The following is a 14,882-nucleotide window of genomic DNA, read 5'->3' as shown; positions in this document are numbered from 1 at the left end:
CCAAGATTCGGGCAGATCAGTTGCTGGTGAGCCGAGGCCTCGCTGAGAGCCGGACGCGCGCTCAGGCACTGATCATGGCTGGCGCGGTCTACTCGGGTGAGAAGAAGCTGGCGAAGGCTGGCGACATGCTTGCCGAGGACGCTCCATTAGAAGTGCGTGGCAAGGATCATCCGTGGGTTTCTCGCGGAGGCATCAAGCTCGATCATGGGCTGACGCACTTCGGCTTCGATGTGACGGGCGTTGTGGCCTTGGACGTCGGGAGCTCGACCGGCGGGTTCACTGACGTGTTGCTGTCGCGTGGGGCGGCGAAGGTCTATGCCGTGGACGTGGGCACCAACCAGCTCGCGTGGAAGCTGCGTCAGGATCCGCGGGTTGTGGTTCACGAGCAGACGAATGCGCGCAACTTGGACGACAGCATCGTCCCCGAATCAGTGGACATCCTCGTTTGCGATGCGAGCTTCATCTCGCTTGCGAAGGTGCTCGAAGCGCCGCTGAAGCTTGCGAGGGCCGGCGCAAAGCTGGTGGCGCTCATCAAGCCGCAATTCGAGGCGGGCAGGACTGAAGTTGGGAAGGGCGGCGTTGTCCGTGATCCAACTGTCCACGAGCGCGTTTGCGCTGAGGCAAAGGACTGGGTTCAAGGGCAAGGCTGGACTGTGATCGGCATCGTTCCGAGCCCGATTACGGGCCCTGAAGGCAATGTCGAATTCCTGCTGGGAGCGGAGAAAGATGGCTGAAGTTGCTGAAGAACGTCCGTGGAGCAGGATTGCGCTGATCACTTGCCCACTGATCCTGCTGCTCGGGTGGGCTAGCGGCTGGGTGTCGAACTCGGGCTATGGAAATGCCTGGTTCGACGGGCTGGAGAAGCCGTTCTTCATGCCTCCCGCCTGGGCCTTCCCGGTGGCATGGACGATCCTCTACCTCCTGTTGGGTGTGGCCGTGGCGATGATCCTGGCGCTGCCTCCGTCGCGGGAACGTAAGTCAGCGCTTGTCTTGTTCTTCGTCCAGTTAGCACTGAACCTGGCTTGGTCGCCGATCTTCTTCGGGCTCCACAACATTACGCTCGCCAAGTGGGTGATTTTCGTAATGACCGCACTCGCGGCCTTGGCAGCGGGGCGGTTCATGCGCCTGAGGAAGCCTGCTGGGCTTCTCCTCATTCCCTATCTCGCCTGGCTGGTGTTCGCGACGATGCTCAACTCGACCATCGAGTCCCTGAATCCTGGCGCTGGAGCATCGCTGTTCGGCTGAGTTCCCAGAAAATCTGGGGATAGTTCAGGCAGCTGGGGATAGGTTCCAGCCTCAGGGTGGCGGAACGAACCGCAAACTCCTATTTCCGCGGCGAAAGGGAGGAGTTCCTATGCAGTCCGAGAACAGGATGTTCGACGACTTCGTGAAGATGGTGAACGGCTTTGCCGGGACCATGGCTGGAATGGGCCGCGAGGCCGAATCCGGCGCACGTGAGAAGTTCAAGGAATGGATGGGCGGCACGGATTTCGTCGGTCGCGACGAGTTCGAGGCCGTCAAGGCCATGGCCGCTGCTGCTCGGGACGAGAATGAAGTCCTGAAGGCACGGATCGCGACGCTTGAGGCAAAGCTCGCGGGTCCTGTGACTGGGACGACCGGGGCCAAGCGCGGTGGCGGCAAGCCCAAAGCGAACCCTGGAGCGTGAATCTGAGCGAAGAAGAAATCCAGGACGAGCGCGACGACGGCGCGCCGATCGAGGTCCTCGAGCAATATTTCGAGGCTCGTGGCTGGGCGTGTGAGCGTACCGGCGACGGCGAGATCGTTGCATCGGCGACGGGAAGCTGGGCTCAGTACGAGCTTCGCGGCGTATGGCGCCCCGAAGACCAGGTCCTGCAATTCTTGGCCTTTCCCGACATCAAGGTGGGGCCGGACAAGAAGGCTGCGATCTATGAGGCGTTGAGCCTCATCAACGAGCAGCTTTGGCTGGGCCACTTCGAGATGTGGTCGGGATCGGGTCTCGTGCTCTTTCGCCATTCGACCATTCTAGACGCGCGCGAAGACGAGGGGCTGACGCTGGAGCAAGCTGAAGCGATTGCCGAAGCGGCTGTCGAGGAGTGCGAGCGCTTCTATCCTGTCTTCCAGTTCGTGCTGTGGGGCGGGAAGTCACCAGGCGAGGCAATCGCCGCAGCACTTATCGATACGCACGGAGAAGCATGATTACACGACCGACACTGCCGATGCCGACATGGTTTGTCGGCTGCGGGAACATGGGCGGAGCCATCGTTGATGGTTGGCGCTCCGCCGGGATCAACCTTTCGGAACTGGTGGTGATCCGCCCGAGCGGCACACCTGTGCCCGGCGCAAAGACTGTGCCGAACCTATCGAACGCGGGTCCGGCGCCGAAGCTCGTCGTGTTGGCGTTCAAGCCGCAGAAGCTGGACGAGATTGCGCCCGAGCTACGGCAGTATCTCAGCGCGAACACGATCGTCGTTTCGCTCCTTGCCGGCGTCAACGTCGCCAGCCTTCGTGAACGCTTCCCGGGCATTGCCGCAATCGTGCGGGCAATGCCGAACCTGCCGGTCGCAATCCGCCGCGGCGTGATTGCGCTGTATAGCGAAGATGCCGACGATCTCATGAAGCGACAGCTTGCAGAGATCTTTGCCCCTCTCGGTTTTGCGCCGTGGATGGCGGACGAGGCGAAGTTCGCCTCCGTGGGCGCGATCGCGGGTGCGGGGCCGGCCTATGTCGCGCGCTTCATTGCAGCCTTGACGACGGCGGGCGAGAAGCGCGGGCTCAGCACCGAGATTGCTTCCACCATCGCGCTCGAAACGGTGCTTGGAACTGCGTGGCTCGCCGCTACAAATAGCGAGGACATGAATTCGATCGCGCGTCGCGTCGCCAGTCCGGGCGGGACGACCGAGGCCGGTCTTGCGATCCTCGACCGCGACAATGTGCTCGAGCAATTGATCGGTGTTACGATCGAGGCAGCTGGACAGCGCTCGGAGGAGCTTGCGGAGGCTGCTCAGCTTGCCGAGGCGCCGCGCCTGCACTAGGCGCTGGCCCTGAAAGGGCCTGACCATGATCGGCGAAGTTTTCGAGGCAGAGAAAAAGGGTATCGCCTTCGAGCCCGCGTCGGAGCCTGTTCCGGTCGAAGAGCGCGCGCGCCTGCTGGTCGACCCGGGTTTCGGCCGCGTTTTCACCGATCACATGGCCATCATAGAATATGACGAGCGGAAGGGCTGGCACGACGCCCGCATCACGGCGCGTCACCCGTTCACGATGGATCCCGCGTCGCCTGTGTTGCACTACGCGCAGGAGATCTTCGAGGGGATGAAGGCGTACCGCCGGCCCAACGGTGGCGCCGCTCTCTTCCGCCCGGAAGCGAATGCGAGGCGGTTCGCGAAGTCGGCGATCCGCATGGCGATGCCGCCGCTACCGGAAGACATGTTTCTGGAGTCGGTCCGCGAGCTGGTTCGGGCCGATCGCGAGTGGATTCCGGACACCGAAGACGGATCGCTTTACCTGCGGCCGTTCATGATCGCCAACGGCTCGTTCCTCGGTATGAGGCCGTCCACGCAGTTCATCTATGCGGTAATCGCTTCTTCCGTCGGCTCCTACTTCAAGGGAAACGCGCCGACGGTCTCCCTCTGGGTGACGCGCGAATATGTCCGAGCCGCTCCGGGCGGGACAGGCGAGGCTAAGTGCGGCGGCAATTACGCCGCGAGCCTAATCGCCCAGGCGCAGGCAATCCGCGAAGGCTGCGACCAGGTGGTCTTCCTCGATGCGATCGAGCGCCGCTGGGTGGAAGAGCTCGGCGGCATGAATGTCTTCTTTGTGTTCGATGACGGCTCGATCCAGACTCCGCCTTTGGATGGCACCATCCTTCACGGCGTGACGCGCGATTCGTTGCTTCGCCTGGCTCGCGACATGGGGTTCGCCGTTCGCGAGGAGCCCTACTCGATCGATCAGTGGAAAGCAGATGCGGAAAGCGGACGCCTCAAGGAGGCTTTCGCGTGCGGGACCGCGGCCGTGGTGACGCCGATCGGCCGCGTCAAGGAGGTCGACGGCGAGTTCCTGATCGGCGGACAGCAGACTGGCCCGGTGACCCTTCGGTTGCGGTCGGCTTTGGTCGATATTCAACGCGGCGCTGCTCCAGATCCGTACGGCTGGGTTCAACAGGTCGACTGACCTCCCCGATCTTAGCCAGGCAGAGCAACTCGCCTCTTTCCAGAGCGGATCGGCTCGCTATAAGCGCCGCTTCCCCGCAAAAAGCGGACGGCCTGCTGGGGCGTCGCCAAGTGGTAAGGCACCGGTTTTTGGTACCGGCATTCGCAGGTTCGAATCCTGCCGCCCCAGCCAGTTTTCATAGCCAGAAAGGCCGTCGGGCCTCGGACCTTTGCGTCGATCAAAGAAAAAGGGGCCGGCCCGAAAGCCGACCCCTCAATTTGAACACGCTACTCGCGCTTAGCCGCGTTCACCGGTCGCCGGAGGCGGCGGAGGAGGCGGAGGCGGCGGGCAAGCGTCCGTCGCCGGGATCACGCTGCCATCCGGACACGTCTGCGTTGCAGGCGGCGGGGGCGGCGGAGGCGGGGGTGGCGGAGGCGGCGGAGCCGCTTCTACCGTGGGGCCGCCGAACAGGACGCCCAGGCCGAGCAGGCCGACCAGGCGATGCGTTCCGCCCAGGTCCTTGTCGTTCCGGTAGTCCGAATAACGGCCTTCCGCGCTTACGTAGAGGTTGGGGTTGAGCATCTGGTTGACGCCCAGGCCCCATTGCCAACCCTGCGTGTGGAAGGTCGTGTCGTAACCCGGTCCCGACGTCGGCGTCACGGTCGGCGTGAAACGCTTCCGCTGCTTGTTGTCGACGACACCGACCTTGCCGAAGACTAGCGTGTTGCCGAACTGATAACCAACGCGGACGGCACCGGTGTACTCGCCGCGCGACCAGCGCTCTGCGACGCCGGGCCCATCTTCTGTCGTGTTCTTGTTGTGCGAGCGCCAGAAGGTGGCTTCCGGTCCGATGATGAAACCGCCGCCAAGGTTGAAGTCGACGCCTAGAGCGCCGCCAAATGCGAGGCGGTTATGGCTATCGCCCTCGGAGTGGAAATTGTCGATACCGCTCTGAACTTCCGCGCGGAACCCGCGGATGCTTTGCGCGTCCGCCGATGTCGCGACGAGACATGTCGTCGCCGCGAGCACCGTAAGAACGCCCTTATGTAAACTCTTCATATTGACCCCTTTCATGAGAATTGCTTGTTTTCAGCAGTAAAAATTCTCTTAAACGAAGTTGTTCGTTTTCATTTCTAAACTAATGCCATGTATCCATACCAATCAGGTGTGCATCCCAAAAGGGGGGTGGACACCTCCGCCGTCAGGTGTTGCTAAGTTGTAACACACTGGAATTCCGGAAAGGTCTGAACTCAGCTAGTTCTGAAGGTGCCGAAGGACTTCACCAACCGGTCGATGGCGAGCATTTGCTCAAGGTAGGCGCGCAATGCAGACAATGGCAGTGCGCTAGGACCGTCACAGAGGGCTTGATCCGGATGCGGATGAGCTTCGACGAAAAGCCCTGCGATCCCTAATGCCATTCCGCAGCGCGCCAGAGCGGCCGCCTGCGCGCGCCGGCCGCCGGCGCTATCATCGCGTCCACCAGGTTGCTGCAGTGCGTGGGTTGCGTCGAACACCACGGGCGCCATGGATTTCATCAGGTCCATACCGAGCATGTCGACGACGAGATTGTTATAGCCGAAGCTGGAGCCGCGTTCGCAGAGTATGACGCGATCGTTACCTGCTTCGCGGCATTTGTTGATAATGTGGCGCATCTCCGCCGGCGCCAGGAATTGCGGCTTCTTCACGTTGATCGCAGCACCGGTTTGAGCGATCGCCACGACTAGATCCGTCTGCCGAGCGAGGAACGCCGGCAGTTGAAGGATGTCGGCTACCTGGGCCGCGGGTGCGGCCTGGCGCGGCTCATGCACGTCGGTCAGTATGGGGACGCCGAACTGCTCCTTTACCTCGGCTAGAACCTGCAGCCCTTCTTCGAGCCCGGGGCCGCGGAAGGAGTTTATGGATGAGCGGTTCGCCTTATCGAACGACGCCTTAAAGACGTAGGGAATACCAAGTTCGCGCGTTATCTCGACGAATGATCCGGCGACCTCCATCACCAGATCTTTGCTTTCGATCACATTCATTCCGCCGATCAGCACGAACGGCCGGTCGTTCGCAAAGCTAATGCCGCCGGCAAGTGAAACGCTTTCAGGCAATCCTTAAGTCCTGTTCAAGTTGAACGACGATGCGGTCTCGCGCTGCTGTCACCGGCCCAGTGGCACAAGGTCGGCGGATTGACTAGCCAACGAAAAAGGGCCGGCCCGAAAGCCGACCCTTTCCCGATTTACCCGACGCGTAGTTTAGCCGCGTTCACCACGCTCCACCGGCGGCGGAGGAGGAGGCGGAGGCGGCGGAGCCGGGCAATTGTCGGTCGCCGGGATCACAGAGCCGTCCGGGCACGTCTGCGTTGCAGGCGGTGGAGGCGGCGGCGGCGGGGGCGGCGGCGGCGGAGCGGCCGCAACCGTACCGAACTTGTAGCCCAATCCGACGAGGCCGACGAGGCGGTGCGTTCCGCCAAGGCCGTTCTTGTTCTTGTAGTCGGAGTAACGGCCCTCGAGGCTGGCATAGAAGCCGCCGCTGATCATCTGGTTGACGCCGAGGCCCCACTGCCAACCACTCGTCGTGAAGTGATCGTAGTAGTAGCCGGGAGCGGCCGAATCAAGGTTGCCAGTGATCGGGTCGATCGGCGTGAAGCGCTTACGCTGCTCGTTACGAACGTAGCCAACCTTACCGTAGATGAGAGTGCTCGGCGTCACATTCACACCGCCGCGGAGCGCGAGACCCCACTCCTGGAATGACTTGCGCGCTGCCAAGCCGCCGCCCTCGACGGTCTTGTTTTCATTCGGAGCCCACCAGTAAGTGACTTCCGGACCCAGTACGAATCCGCCCAAGTCGAAATCGACACCGGCGGCCCCACCGAATCCCACCTTAGTATGATGATTGCCCTCTGAGTTGAACTGGTCGACACCGACCTGCGCTTCTACTCGGGGCATCACTGCCTGCGCATTTGACTGCTGCGCAGCCACCATCGAACCCAGCGCTACCATCGTGAGCATACTTGTACGTAACAACATTTACATCCCCTTATTATATGACCGACGTTTCCCGGTTCTTGTTAATTCGTTAAATTCAACTAGACTCATTATCCGATAAACGTCGTTCGTTCGCCTGAGAACATCTATTCGGTTACCAACCCGTTACGATCGTTCCAAGTAGATGTACTCCCGAAGTGACTAAACAGTAGCAGCCAGACGCTAAAAGCTCCAAGGAGTTCCGCGAGTGCTACGCAATTCCTGCTATGTTGCGCCAGCGCAACATCTCTAGTGGCTTCGGATGTTCAATCAAACTGGTCTATGCCAGGGCTTGACTGAGCCTCTCAGTTCGGCAATTCGGAGCCTAACGCATTGGGAATTTAGAGACTTTACGCAAATTGTGTTAAGTCGGTGTAAATCGCCAATCTAATAGCCAATCTTTAATGGACACTCGGTGCTCTGCGGCGTGTCAGGTTTGGTACAGCTATGATGGGGCTTTGATGTCAGGCGGTGCCGGGTCACTGAAGATCTAGTCGAGTTTTTCGATAAGTGGGCTCGTACGAGTTGGGGTGGGGTATGGAGCTGAATCTTGGACGCGCCTCTTCGGCGCATGCGGAACTGACTTTTACTGAAATTGTTAGCGAAGATGCCGGCGGGCTAATGCCTGTTTCGCCGCAAAGGAAAATTGTTCCTGTAATTCTTAGTGGTGGTGGGGGTAGCCGCCTTTGGCCGCTGTCGACGAAAGAGACTCCAAAGCAGTTCTTGTCTTTGACGGGAAGCACGACGTTATTCGCAGACGCTTTAGATCGGGTTCGCGACCGCTCAACCTTCGCTGCTCCGATAGTGGTGACCAGCACCAACTACGGGGACCTGTGTCAGACGCACCTTAGCGACGCTGACGATGCCGCCAGACTCGTGCTTGAGTCATGCCCTCGGAATACGGCTCCGGCCATTTTGATGGCAGCAGCTGTAGCTCAAAAGGTTCACGGTGCCGGGGCCTTGATCCTCGTGATGCCTAGTGATCACGTAATCGAGGACGTTGATGCATTCCACCAGGCAGTGGAGACTGCCCGGATCGCTGCAAATAGCGGGTTGCTTGTGACCTTTGGTGTCAGCCCAACCAGTGCTGAGACGGGCTACGGTTACATCCAAGTTGGAGACGAAATTGCCGATGTTCCCGGATCCAAAAGAGTTGCGCGTTTCGTCGAGAAGCCGCCGCTCGATCTAGCCGAAGCAATGGTCGCTAGCGGTGACCATTTGTGGAATGCGGGTATCTTTCTTTTTCCGGTTGAGGCTCTGCTGGAGGAGGCTTCAGCCGCCTGCCCATCGATTGCAGAGGTCGCGCGTAAGGCAATTGAATCCGCGAAGGTCGACGGAATCCGCATTGTTGCGGATCCCGATGTGCTCGAAGCAAGCTCGGCCGAGTCCATCGACTACGCCATTCTCGAGGTTTCTTCTCGCGTCGCCGTGGTGCCAATGGCCCCAGGGTGGTCCGACGTGGGCTCTTGGGATGCCGTAGCGACAATCATTGGAAGCAACGAGCCGAACGGGCTGGTTACGGCAGTCGATTGCAACGACTGCTATATACGCAGTGACGAAATCGAGGTCGCTGCTCTGGGCTTGGAAGATCTTATCGTCGTTGCATCAGGCAAAAGGGTGTTGATTCTTCCGCGGGGGCGTTCGCAGGACGTCAAGAGGCTACTCGCCGCAATGGACTTGAGGATCGCTTAACCATAGTGCGGCAAAGGGGGGCGCCGCCTTTCACTGGTACGAAGGACAGCGCAATAAACGTGTATCAGGAATCGATTTCTAGATGGTCGGTCTCAGTGATGAGAGCGAGGACCAAGCTTCGCAGGATCAACTTCCTGTTCCTCCTAACCGTGGTCATCCCGACATTCCTCGCCTGCATCTATTTCGGGGTCATTGCGTCGGACGTATACGTGTCCGAATCGCGATTTGTCGTCCGAAGCCCAGACAAGCCAACGATGTCTGGCTTGGGGGTTTTACTCAAGTCAGCTGCCTTTTCTAACGCGGGCGACGAAATCTATACCGCCGACAACTATATTCAGTCGCGAGACGCATTGCGTGCTCTAAACCGCGGCGGCGCCGTCGCGCGTGCATACTCAAGCAACGGCGTCTCGATCTTCGATCGATTCAACCCGTTTGGAATCCACGGTTCCTTCGAGCATCTCTACGACTACTTCGAAAAGAAGGTGCGCGTCGACTACGACACGACCTCTTCGATCACCACGTTGACTGTCCGCGCGTACACGCCCGCTGACGCGCGTCTTTTCAACGAACAGCTGCTCGGCCTGGCTGAAGACACGGTGAATCGGCTTAATCGCCGGGGCAGGGCGGACGTCGTTCAACTGGCGGAGCAAGAGGTACAGAGTGCCCAGGAAGCCGAGAGCCGGGCGGCTTTATCCCTCGCTCAATTTCGGAATGCCAGCGGCGTTCTCGATCCTGAAAAACAAGCCGCCGTACAAATCCAGATGATTTCAAAGCTTCAGGATGAGTTGATCGGTTCTCGGATGCAGTTACTTCAGTTGAGCTCAATAGCTCCTGAAAACCCTCAAGTTCCGATTCTGAAAACGCGCGTGGCGGGTCTCAGCCGTGAGATAGACCGGCAGCTCGGAGTTGTTGCGGGGAACCGCCGCTCCCTTTCCGTGAGCGCCATTCGCTACACTCGGCTGCAACTCGAACGCGATTTTGCTGAAAAGCGCTTGGCGGCGGCATTAACCGCTTTGCAAGACGCTCGCGCGGAGGCACGTCGCAAGCAAGCTTATGTTGAGCGGATCGTACAGCCCAGCCTGCCGGATTATGCGCAAGAGCCGCGGCGGATTCGGGGTATATTCGCGACCTTCGTGCTCGGTCTTGTGGCTTGTGGAATTCTCACGATGCTGCTGGCTGGGGTGCGGGAGCATCACGGGTGACGCCATTCGAGCAACATAGCACGGGGGTCAGCCTGATTGACTCCTGGCGGGTCGAAAGACGCGTCCTCTGGGCGCTGGTTTTGCGTGAAATGATGACCCGCTACGGCCGTCACAATATCGGATTTCTATGGGTCTTCTTTGAACCCATGTTGTTTACGTTGGGCGTAACAGCCCTGTGGACGGCGACGAAGTCGTTCCATGGCTCAAACCTGCCCATCGTCGCCTTCGCCGTCACAGGTTATTCGAGCGTTCTGTTGTGGCGAAATATGCCAGCGCGATGCATCGGCGCGCTCACACCAAATCTCTCGTTGCTATACCATCGAAACGTTCGACCTTTGGACATTTACTTATCGCGCTTGTTGTTGGAAGCTTCGGGCGCGACGATGTCGTTCGTTTTTCTCACATTGTTCTTCAACTTCATTGGATGGCTCGACTTGCCAGAAGACGTTCTGGAAGTTGCACTGGCGTGGTGCATGATCGCGTGGTTTGGAATGGCTTTAGCTCTTTTCCTTGGGGCTCTTTCCGAAAGCTATGAGACGGTCGAGAAATTCTGGCACCCATCGGCCTATATTTTGTTTCCGCTTTCTGGCGCTGCGTTCCTGGTTGACGCTCTTCCGACGGCTGCTCAGCACTTCGTTCTGTTCCTTCCGATGGTTCACGGCGTGGAACTCCTGCGCGAGGGGTTCTTCGGATCCCGGATCGTTGCGCACTATGACATAGGCTACATGGCGCTCTGCAATACGGCGCTTACGGCGTTGGGGCTTGCCCAAGTTCGTAAAGTCGGTCGAGTTGTGGTGCCCGAATGATCAGGCTCAACGGCGTCAGCAAAGCCTATCCCACGCGGAGTGGACCTGTAAGCGTGCTTCGCGACGTCAACCTTGCTGTTCAGCGCGGCGAACGCGTTGGGATCCTGGGACGAAACGGGGCGGGCAAGTCGACGCTTATTCGGTTAGTCAGCGGCGCCGAACTGCCGATGAGTGGGACAGTCGAAAGGCACATGAGCGTATCGTGGCCTCTGGCATTTGGCGGCGCATTCCAAGGATCGCTCTCGGGCCTCGACAATCTTCGATTCATTTGTCGGATTTACGGGGTCGACCCAGCCGATAAGGTCGCTTTCGTTGAGGATTTTTCGGAACTCGGGCTCTACCTCCGGGAGCCCGTGAAATCATATTCTTCAGGAATGCGCGCGCGGCTCGCCTTTGCGATTTCAATGGTCATCGATTTCGACTGCTTCCTGATCGACGAAATCGTCGCTGTCGGAGACGCTCGTTTCCATGAAAAGTGCAGTCATGAACTGTTCGTCAAGCGCGGCGACAGGGCCATGATCATCGTCTCGCACCATGCATCCTACATTCGTGAGCACTGCACGCGGGCAGCCGTGTTGAAGGACGGCAGGCTTCACCATCATCGCGACCTCGACGAGGCGTTCGCTTTCTACCACGACGAGGCGGCGCTGGCCGCATGAAAAGGCGCCGCGCATTCGGAACTCAGCTGGAGAAAGCGGCGGGCGCGGGCGCCAGGCAGGCCTGGCTTTGGCGCCATGGGCGGGGCTTCGGCGGTCGAACGCCGCTCCAGTTGCCGCGCCTGCTCGTGGACGTGTCCACAATCATCCGGCATGATGCACAGACCGGCATCCAGCGAGTTGTTCGCGCGGTGTGGTCGGAGCTCAGCAGACGGAACGGCGAGGGGTTTGATCTCCGCGCAGTCTATGCCTCGAACTCGCACGGTTATTGCTACGCGCCGCAGGATTTCCTGACGCGCGATAAACCGGACCTTTCGCCGGAACCCGTCTCCGTGGCTCCCGGGGACAAGTTCCTTGGCCTCGACCTGTCGGCGCACTTGCTGCCAAAATATCGCCGGCAAATCAGAGCCTGGCGCGCGCACGGCGCGACGGTGCATCTTATTGTGTACGACCTGTTGCCGCTAAAGCGGCCGGCGTGGTTCACGGAATCGGCGGTCAGCAACTTCCGCAAATGGTTTTGCGTGCTCGCGGAAGAAGCCGACCAAGCCGTCTGCATTTCCGATCACGTGGCTGACCAACTCACTCGGCGGCTCGCGACCATCCGTGCAAGCCGCCGTCCGACGATCGGTCGGCTGCATATGGGCGCGGACATTGCAGCGTCTGTGCCTTCGACCGGCGTATGCGATGATGTCAAAGCCATCCTCGAGCATCTCCGCTTCCGGCCCGCGATCCTGACCGTCGGCACGATCGAGCCGCGAAAAGGCTATGAAACAGCGATCGCCGCCTTCGATCACCTGTGGCGCACACGGCCGACAAGCTCTCCCGACCTGGTCATGGTTGGAAAGCCCGGGTGGAAGACGGCGGAACTTCAAAGAACGATCCGGAGTCATGCGGAATTCGGGCGTCGCCTTCACTGGTTCGACAACATGAGCGACGAGGGCCTCTGCCTACTATACGACGCGTGCCGGGGCCTTCTCATGGCGTCGCGGGGAGAGGGATGGGGCCTTCCACTGATCGAGGCAGCCATCCATCGCCGCCATGTGCTTGCGCGGGACCTGCCGGTGTTTCGCGAGCACGACCTCCCTGGCGTTTCCTATTTCTCGGACGATTGTCCCGAGGCCCTTGGTGAGGGACTTCTCGAACTCGCGAATGTCGGACGAAATCCCGCTCCGGCGGTCGCGCTGCCGACTTGGTCCGATAGCGTCGACGGGCTTCTAAGAGTCATTGGGTTCGGTCGTGCTCAGCAAACAAGCGCTGAGCCCCCGCTGCGGATAGCGTCGTGAGCTTCGTGTCCTTCGCCCAGAATTTCGAAGACGTGGTGCTTTGGCGCGCGCTGCACGAAGTCGAGCGTGGCCGTTATCTCGACATCGGCGCGCAAGACCCCAATTTCGATTCCGTTAGCCTGGCCTTCTACAAAGCAGGCTGGCGCGGACTTCATGTCGAACCGACACCATTTTATGCCGCGCAGCTGCGCGAAGCCCGCCCGGATGAGACGGTCGTTGAAGCCGTCGTAACCGACGCTTCAGGTCCGTTCCCATTCTTTGAGATACCGCAAACGGGGATCTCGACGGGACGTTCCGACATTGCGGAACACCATTCCGAGCGGGGCTACTCCTCCCGCCAGATCTTCGTTCCGACGGTTCGCTTGGACAATCTGTTTGGGATCGCCGGCGGTGACCTTCACTGGATGAAGATCGACGTGGAGGGGATGGAAGCGGACGTGTTGCGCAGTTGGGGAGACTCAGCGGTGCGCCCATGGATCGTAGTGATCGAGGCCACCTTCCCGAGTACGCAAGAACAGACGCAACATCTCTGGATCGAAGAGGTTCTGAAGCGCGGCTACCAGCAGGTCCTGTTCGATGGGCTGAGCTGTTACTTCGTTCATGAGGATCATCAAGAACTTGCCGCGAGGTTCGCGGCTCCCGCGAATGTTTTCGACGGCTTCCGTGTTAGCCGACAACATTTTGCCGCCGAAGAATTGCGGAAGGAGATGGAGGGTGTCGAGCAGGAGCTGTCGGAAGAGCGGACGACCTCCGCGACAATCAAGGCCCAGCTCAACGAAATCACGCAGTCGCGGGATCTAGGCCAACAGGAGCAGAAGCGGACGCTCGAAGCCATGGCCGCGGCGGAACAGACGCACCGCGACCGGGAAGCGCAACTCTCGACCGAACTTGGCCACGCTCGCGATGAGCAGAAGCGGACGCTCGATGTCTTGACCGCGACGCAAACGGAGCATCGCAACCGCGAAGCACAGCTCGTAGCCGAACTCGGCCAGACTCGCGAAGCTTGGAATAGGGTGCAGCAAGAGCTCAAGCAGGCACTGGAACGGCGGATCGCAGCCGAGCAAGATTATCGAACGGCGCTCGCTGCCGAAGCTCACGAACGGCAGCTTGTCGAGAAGGCGCATGACGCCAGGCAGGAAGCGTTGCTCCAGAAACTTAGCGAGAAGGAAGCTGCGGCTGCGGCATCCAGTGCCGAAGTGGCCCGGCTCGAGCAATGGACCGTGGGGCTTCAGACGCGGCTGGATGAATCAACTGAAGAGTCCGGCGTGCTTTCAGCGCGGTTGGCGCAATCCGAACAGGCTGCTTGGGAACTGCGCTTCGAGATCGAGCGGCTCAAGACCACGATGGCTCATGCCCAGACATTGATCTGCCATGTCGCGGCGAGACCGACGAGCCGCTGGGTGCGGTTCGGTGAAGCACTCGGTTTTCGGCGCTCGCCTGACGCTGTGGGAGTACTCGCCAAACTTCTCGATCCTCACAAAAGCAGCGACAAGCCACCACAAACATTCACGGAAGCCGAAACGGCAGGAACCCCTTCGATCATGCAGTTACCAATGCCTACCAATGCCGGAAATCCGTACCTTCGAGCCGATTCCTTGCCGGAACTCCTGGCGTGGCACGATATGGACTTCGTCCGCTGTGCTTTCGTGACTATTCTCGGCCGACAGCCCGACGCGGGTGGCGAGGCCTACTACTTGAATCGGGTTCGTGCCGGTCACTCCAAGCTAGAGGTTCTGTGGCAATTGCGCAGATCGTCGGAAGGCCGGCTTCACGATCCGGGTATCGCGGGCCTGGATCGATCGCTAAAGCGCGCCGCGCTCGGTCGGAAGCCGATCATTGGCGATCTCGTGCGACTGTTCACGAAAACGGAAGCGGACGACATGGGTTCGCGTAGGTGGCGGAGCCTCTCGAACAGCATTGAATATCTTCGCGTGACGCAGGAGAGGCAGTTCGCGCTGTTGAACAGAAGATTGGAATCAGTTTCCACGTCTTCGCCATCGCATCAGCCGAAAGAGGAGCTATCGACCCGGGCGCGGCCTCCCGTGGCACTGTCAGAGCGGGCACGCGACATCTTCGCCGCCATGGCCGACGTCCGATAGACTAAATC

The 14,882-nt window shown here is 59.9% G+C and carries 15 protein-coding genes and 1 tRNA gene; 13 read left to right on the top strand and 3 right to left on the bottom strand.

Going from position 1 to position 14,882, the window contains the following annotated elements:
* The first annotated feature begins 5 nt into the window (after nt 1-5).
* The 7 genes from AC4GYV_RS07390 to AC4GYV_RS07360 all read left to right on the top strand — a co-directional run bounded on the left by AC4GYV_RS07390 (nt 6) and on the right by AC4GYV_RS07360 (nt 4,320).
* Nucleotides 6-734: a TlyA family RNA methyltransferase gene (locus tag AC4GYV_RS07390; protein ID WP_491100406.1), complete on the top strand. Its 729-nt coding sequence runs from the start codon at nt 6-8 to the stop codon at nt 732-734.
* The gene (locus AC4GYV_RS07385) at nt 727-1,245 is read left to right on the top strand and encodes a TspO/MBR family protein (protein WP_491100005.1); all 519 of its coding nucleotides are present in this window, start codon (nt 727-729) and stop codon (nt 1,243-1,245) included. Before AC4GYV_RS07390 ends, AC4GYV_RS07385 begins: the two co-directional genes overlap by 8 nt.
* Before the next feature lie 109 nt (nt 1,246-1,354).
* Nucleotides 1,355-1,666 (top strand): accessory factor UbiK family protein, encoded by a 312-nt coding sequence (locus tag AC4GYV_RS07380; RefSeq protein WP_491100004.1) that lies wholly within the window; start codon nt 1,355-1,357, stop codon nt 1,664-1,666.
* Between the two features lie 2 nt (nt 1,667-1,668).
* Complete coding sequence (locus tag AC4GYV_RS07375) at nt 1,669-2,178, top strand: type III secretion system chaperone family protein (RefSeq protein WP_491100405.1); 510 nt, start codon at nt 1,669-1,671, stop codon at nt 2,176-2,178.
* The gene (locus tag AC4GYV_RS07370) at nt 2,175-3,014 is read left to right on the top strand and encodes a pyrroline-5-carboxylate reductase family protein (RefSeq protein WP_491100003.1); all 840 of its coding nucleotides are present in this window, start codon (nt 2,175-2,177) and stop codon (nt 3,012-3,014) included. Before AC4GYV_RS07375 ends, AC4GYV_RS07370 begins: the two co-directional genes overlap by 4 nt.
* A gap of 25 nt (nt 3,015-3,039) precedes the next feature.
* Entirely contained in the window at nt 3,040-4,149 is a 1,110-nt protein-coding gene (locus AC4GYV_RS07365) for a branched-chain amino acid aminotransferase (protein WP_491100002.1), read from the top strand.
* Nucleotides 4,150-4,245: 96 nt separating this feature from the next.
* Nucleotides 4,246-4,320, top strand: a tRNA-Gln gene (locus tag AC4GYV_RS07360).
* 105 nt (nt 4,321-4,425) lie between these two features.
* Here the strand turns inward: AC4GYV_RS07360 and AC4GYV_RS07355 are convergent.
* From AC4GYV_RS07355 to AC4GYV_RS07345, 3 genes are all read right to left on the bottom strand, one after another.
* Entirely contained in the window at nt 4,426-5,187 is a 762-nt protein-coding gene (locus AC4GYV_RS07355; protein ID WP_491100001.1) for an outer membrane protein, read from the bottom strand.
* A 191-nt stretch (nt 5,188-5,378) separates the two neighbouring features.
* The gene (gene kdsA / locus AC4GYV_RS07350) at nt 5,379-6,221 is read right to left on the bottom strand and encodes a 3-deoxy-8-phosphooctulonate synthase (protein WP_491100000.1); all 843 of its coding nucleotides are present in this window, start codon (nt 6,219-6,221) and stop codon (nt 5,379-5,381) included.
* A 144-nt stretch (nt 6,222-6,365) separates the two neighbouring features.
* The gene (locus tag AC4GYV_RS07345) at nt 6,366-7,139 is read right to left on the bottom strand and encodes an outer membrane protein (RefSeq protein ID WP_491099999.1); all 774 of its coding nucleotides are present in this window, start codon (nt 7,137-7,139) and stop codon (nt 6,366-6,368) included.
* Between the two features lie 534 nt (nt 7,140-7,673).
* On the opposite strand from AC4GYV_RS07345, the gene AC4GYV_RS07340 reads away from it, so the two are divergent.
* The 6 genes from AC4GYV_RS07340 to AC4GYV_RS07315 are packed head-to-tail and all read left to right on the top strand — an operon-like array spanning nt 7,674 to nt 14,874.
* The gene (locus AC4GYV_RS07340; RefSeq protein WP_491099998.1) at nt 7,674-8,828 is read left to right on the top strand and encodes a mannose-1-phosphate guanylyltransferase; all 1,155 of its coding nucleotides are present in this window, start codon (nt 7,674-7,676) and stop codon (nt 8,826-8,828) included.
* 59 nt (nt 8,829-8,887) lie between these two features.
* On the top strand, nt 8,888-10,030 hold the full coding sequence (locus tag AC4GYV_RS07335; protein WP_491099997.1) for a KpsE/RkpR family capsule polysaccharide export protein: 1,143 nt from the start codon (nt 8,888-8,890) through the stop codon (nt 10,028-10,030).
* The gene (locus tag AC4GYV_RS07330) at nt 10,027-10,836 is read left to right on the top strand and encodes an ABC transporter permease (protein WP_491099996.1); all 810 of its coding nucleotides are present in this window, start codon (nt 10,027-10,029) and stop codon (nt 10,834-10,836) included. Before AC4GYV_RS07335 ends, AC4GYV_RS07330 begins: the two co-directional genes overlap by 4 nt.
* Nucleotides 10,833-11,495 carry an ABC transporter ATP-binding protein gene (locus tag AC4GYV_RS07325; RefSeq protein ID WP_491099995.1) on the top strand — a complete coding sequence of 221 codons (663 nt, stop codon included), beginning with the start codon at nt 10,833-10,835 and terminating at the stop codon, nt 11,493-11,495. The genes AC4GYV_RS07330 and AC4GYV_RS07325 overlap by 4 nt, the downstream gene beginning before the upstream one ends.
* Nucleotides 11,492-12,775 carry a glycosyltransferase family 4 protein gene (locus AC4GYV_RS07320; protein ID WP_491099994.1) on the top strand — a complete coding sequence of 428 codons (1,284 nt, stop codon included), beginning with the start codon at nt 11,492-11,494 and terminating at the stop codon, nt 12,773-12,775. Before AC4GYV_RS07325 ends, AC4GYV_RS07320 begins: the two co-directional genes overlap by 4 nt.
* The gene (locus AC4GYV_RS07315) at nt 12,772-14,874 is read left to right on the top strand and encodes an FkbM family methyltransferase (protein ID WP_491099993.1); all 2,103 of its coding nucleotides are present in this window, start codon (nt 12,772-12,774) and stop codon (nt 14,872-14,874) included. Before AC4GYV_RS07320 ends, AC4GYV_RS07315 begins: the two co-directional genes overlap by 4 nt.
* Nucleotides 14,875-14,882: the final 8 nt, after the last annotated feature.

The organism is Sphingomonas sp. SP4 (genome assembly GCF_058313375.1).
This window is presented reverse-complemented; position numbering and strand designations above follow the sequence as displayed.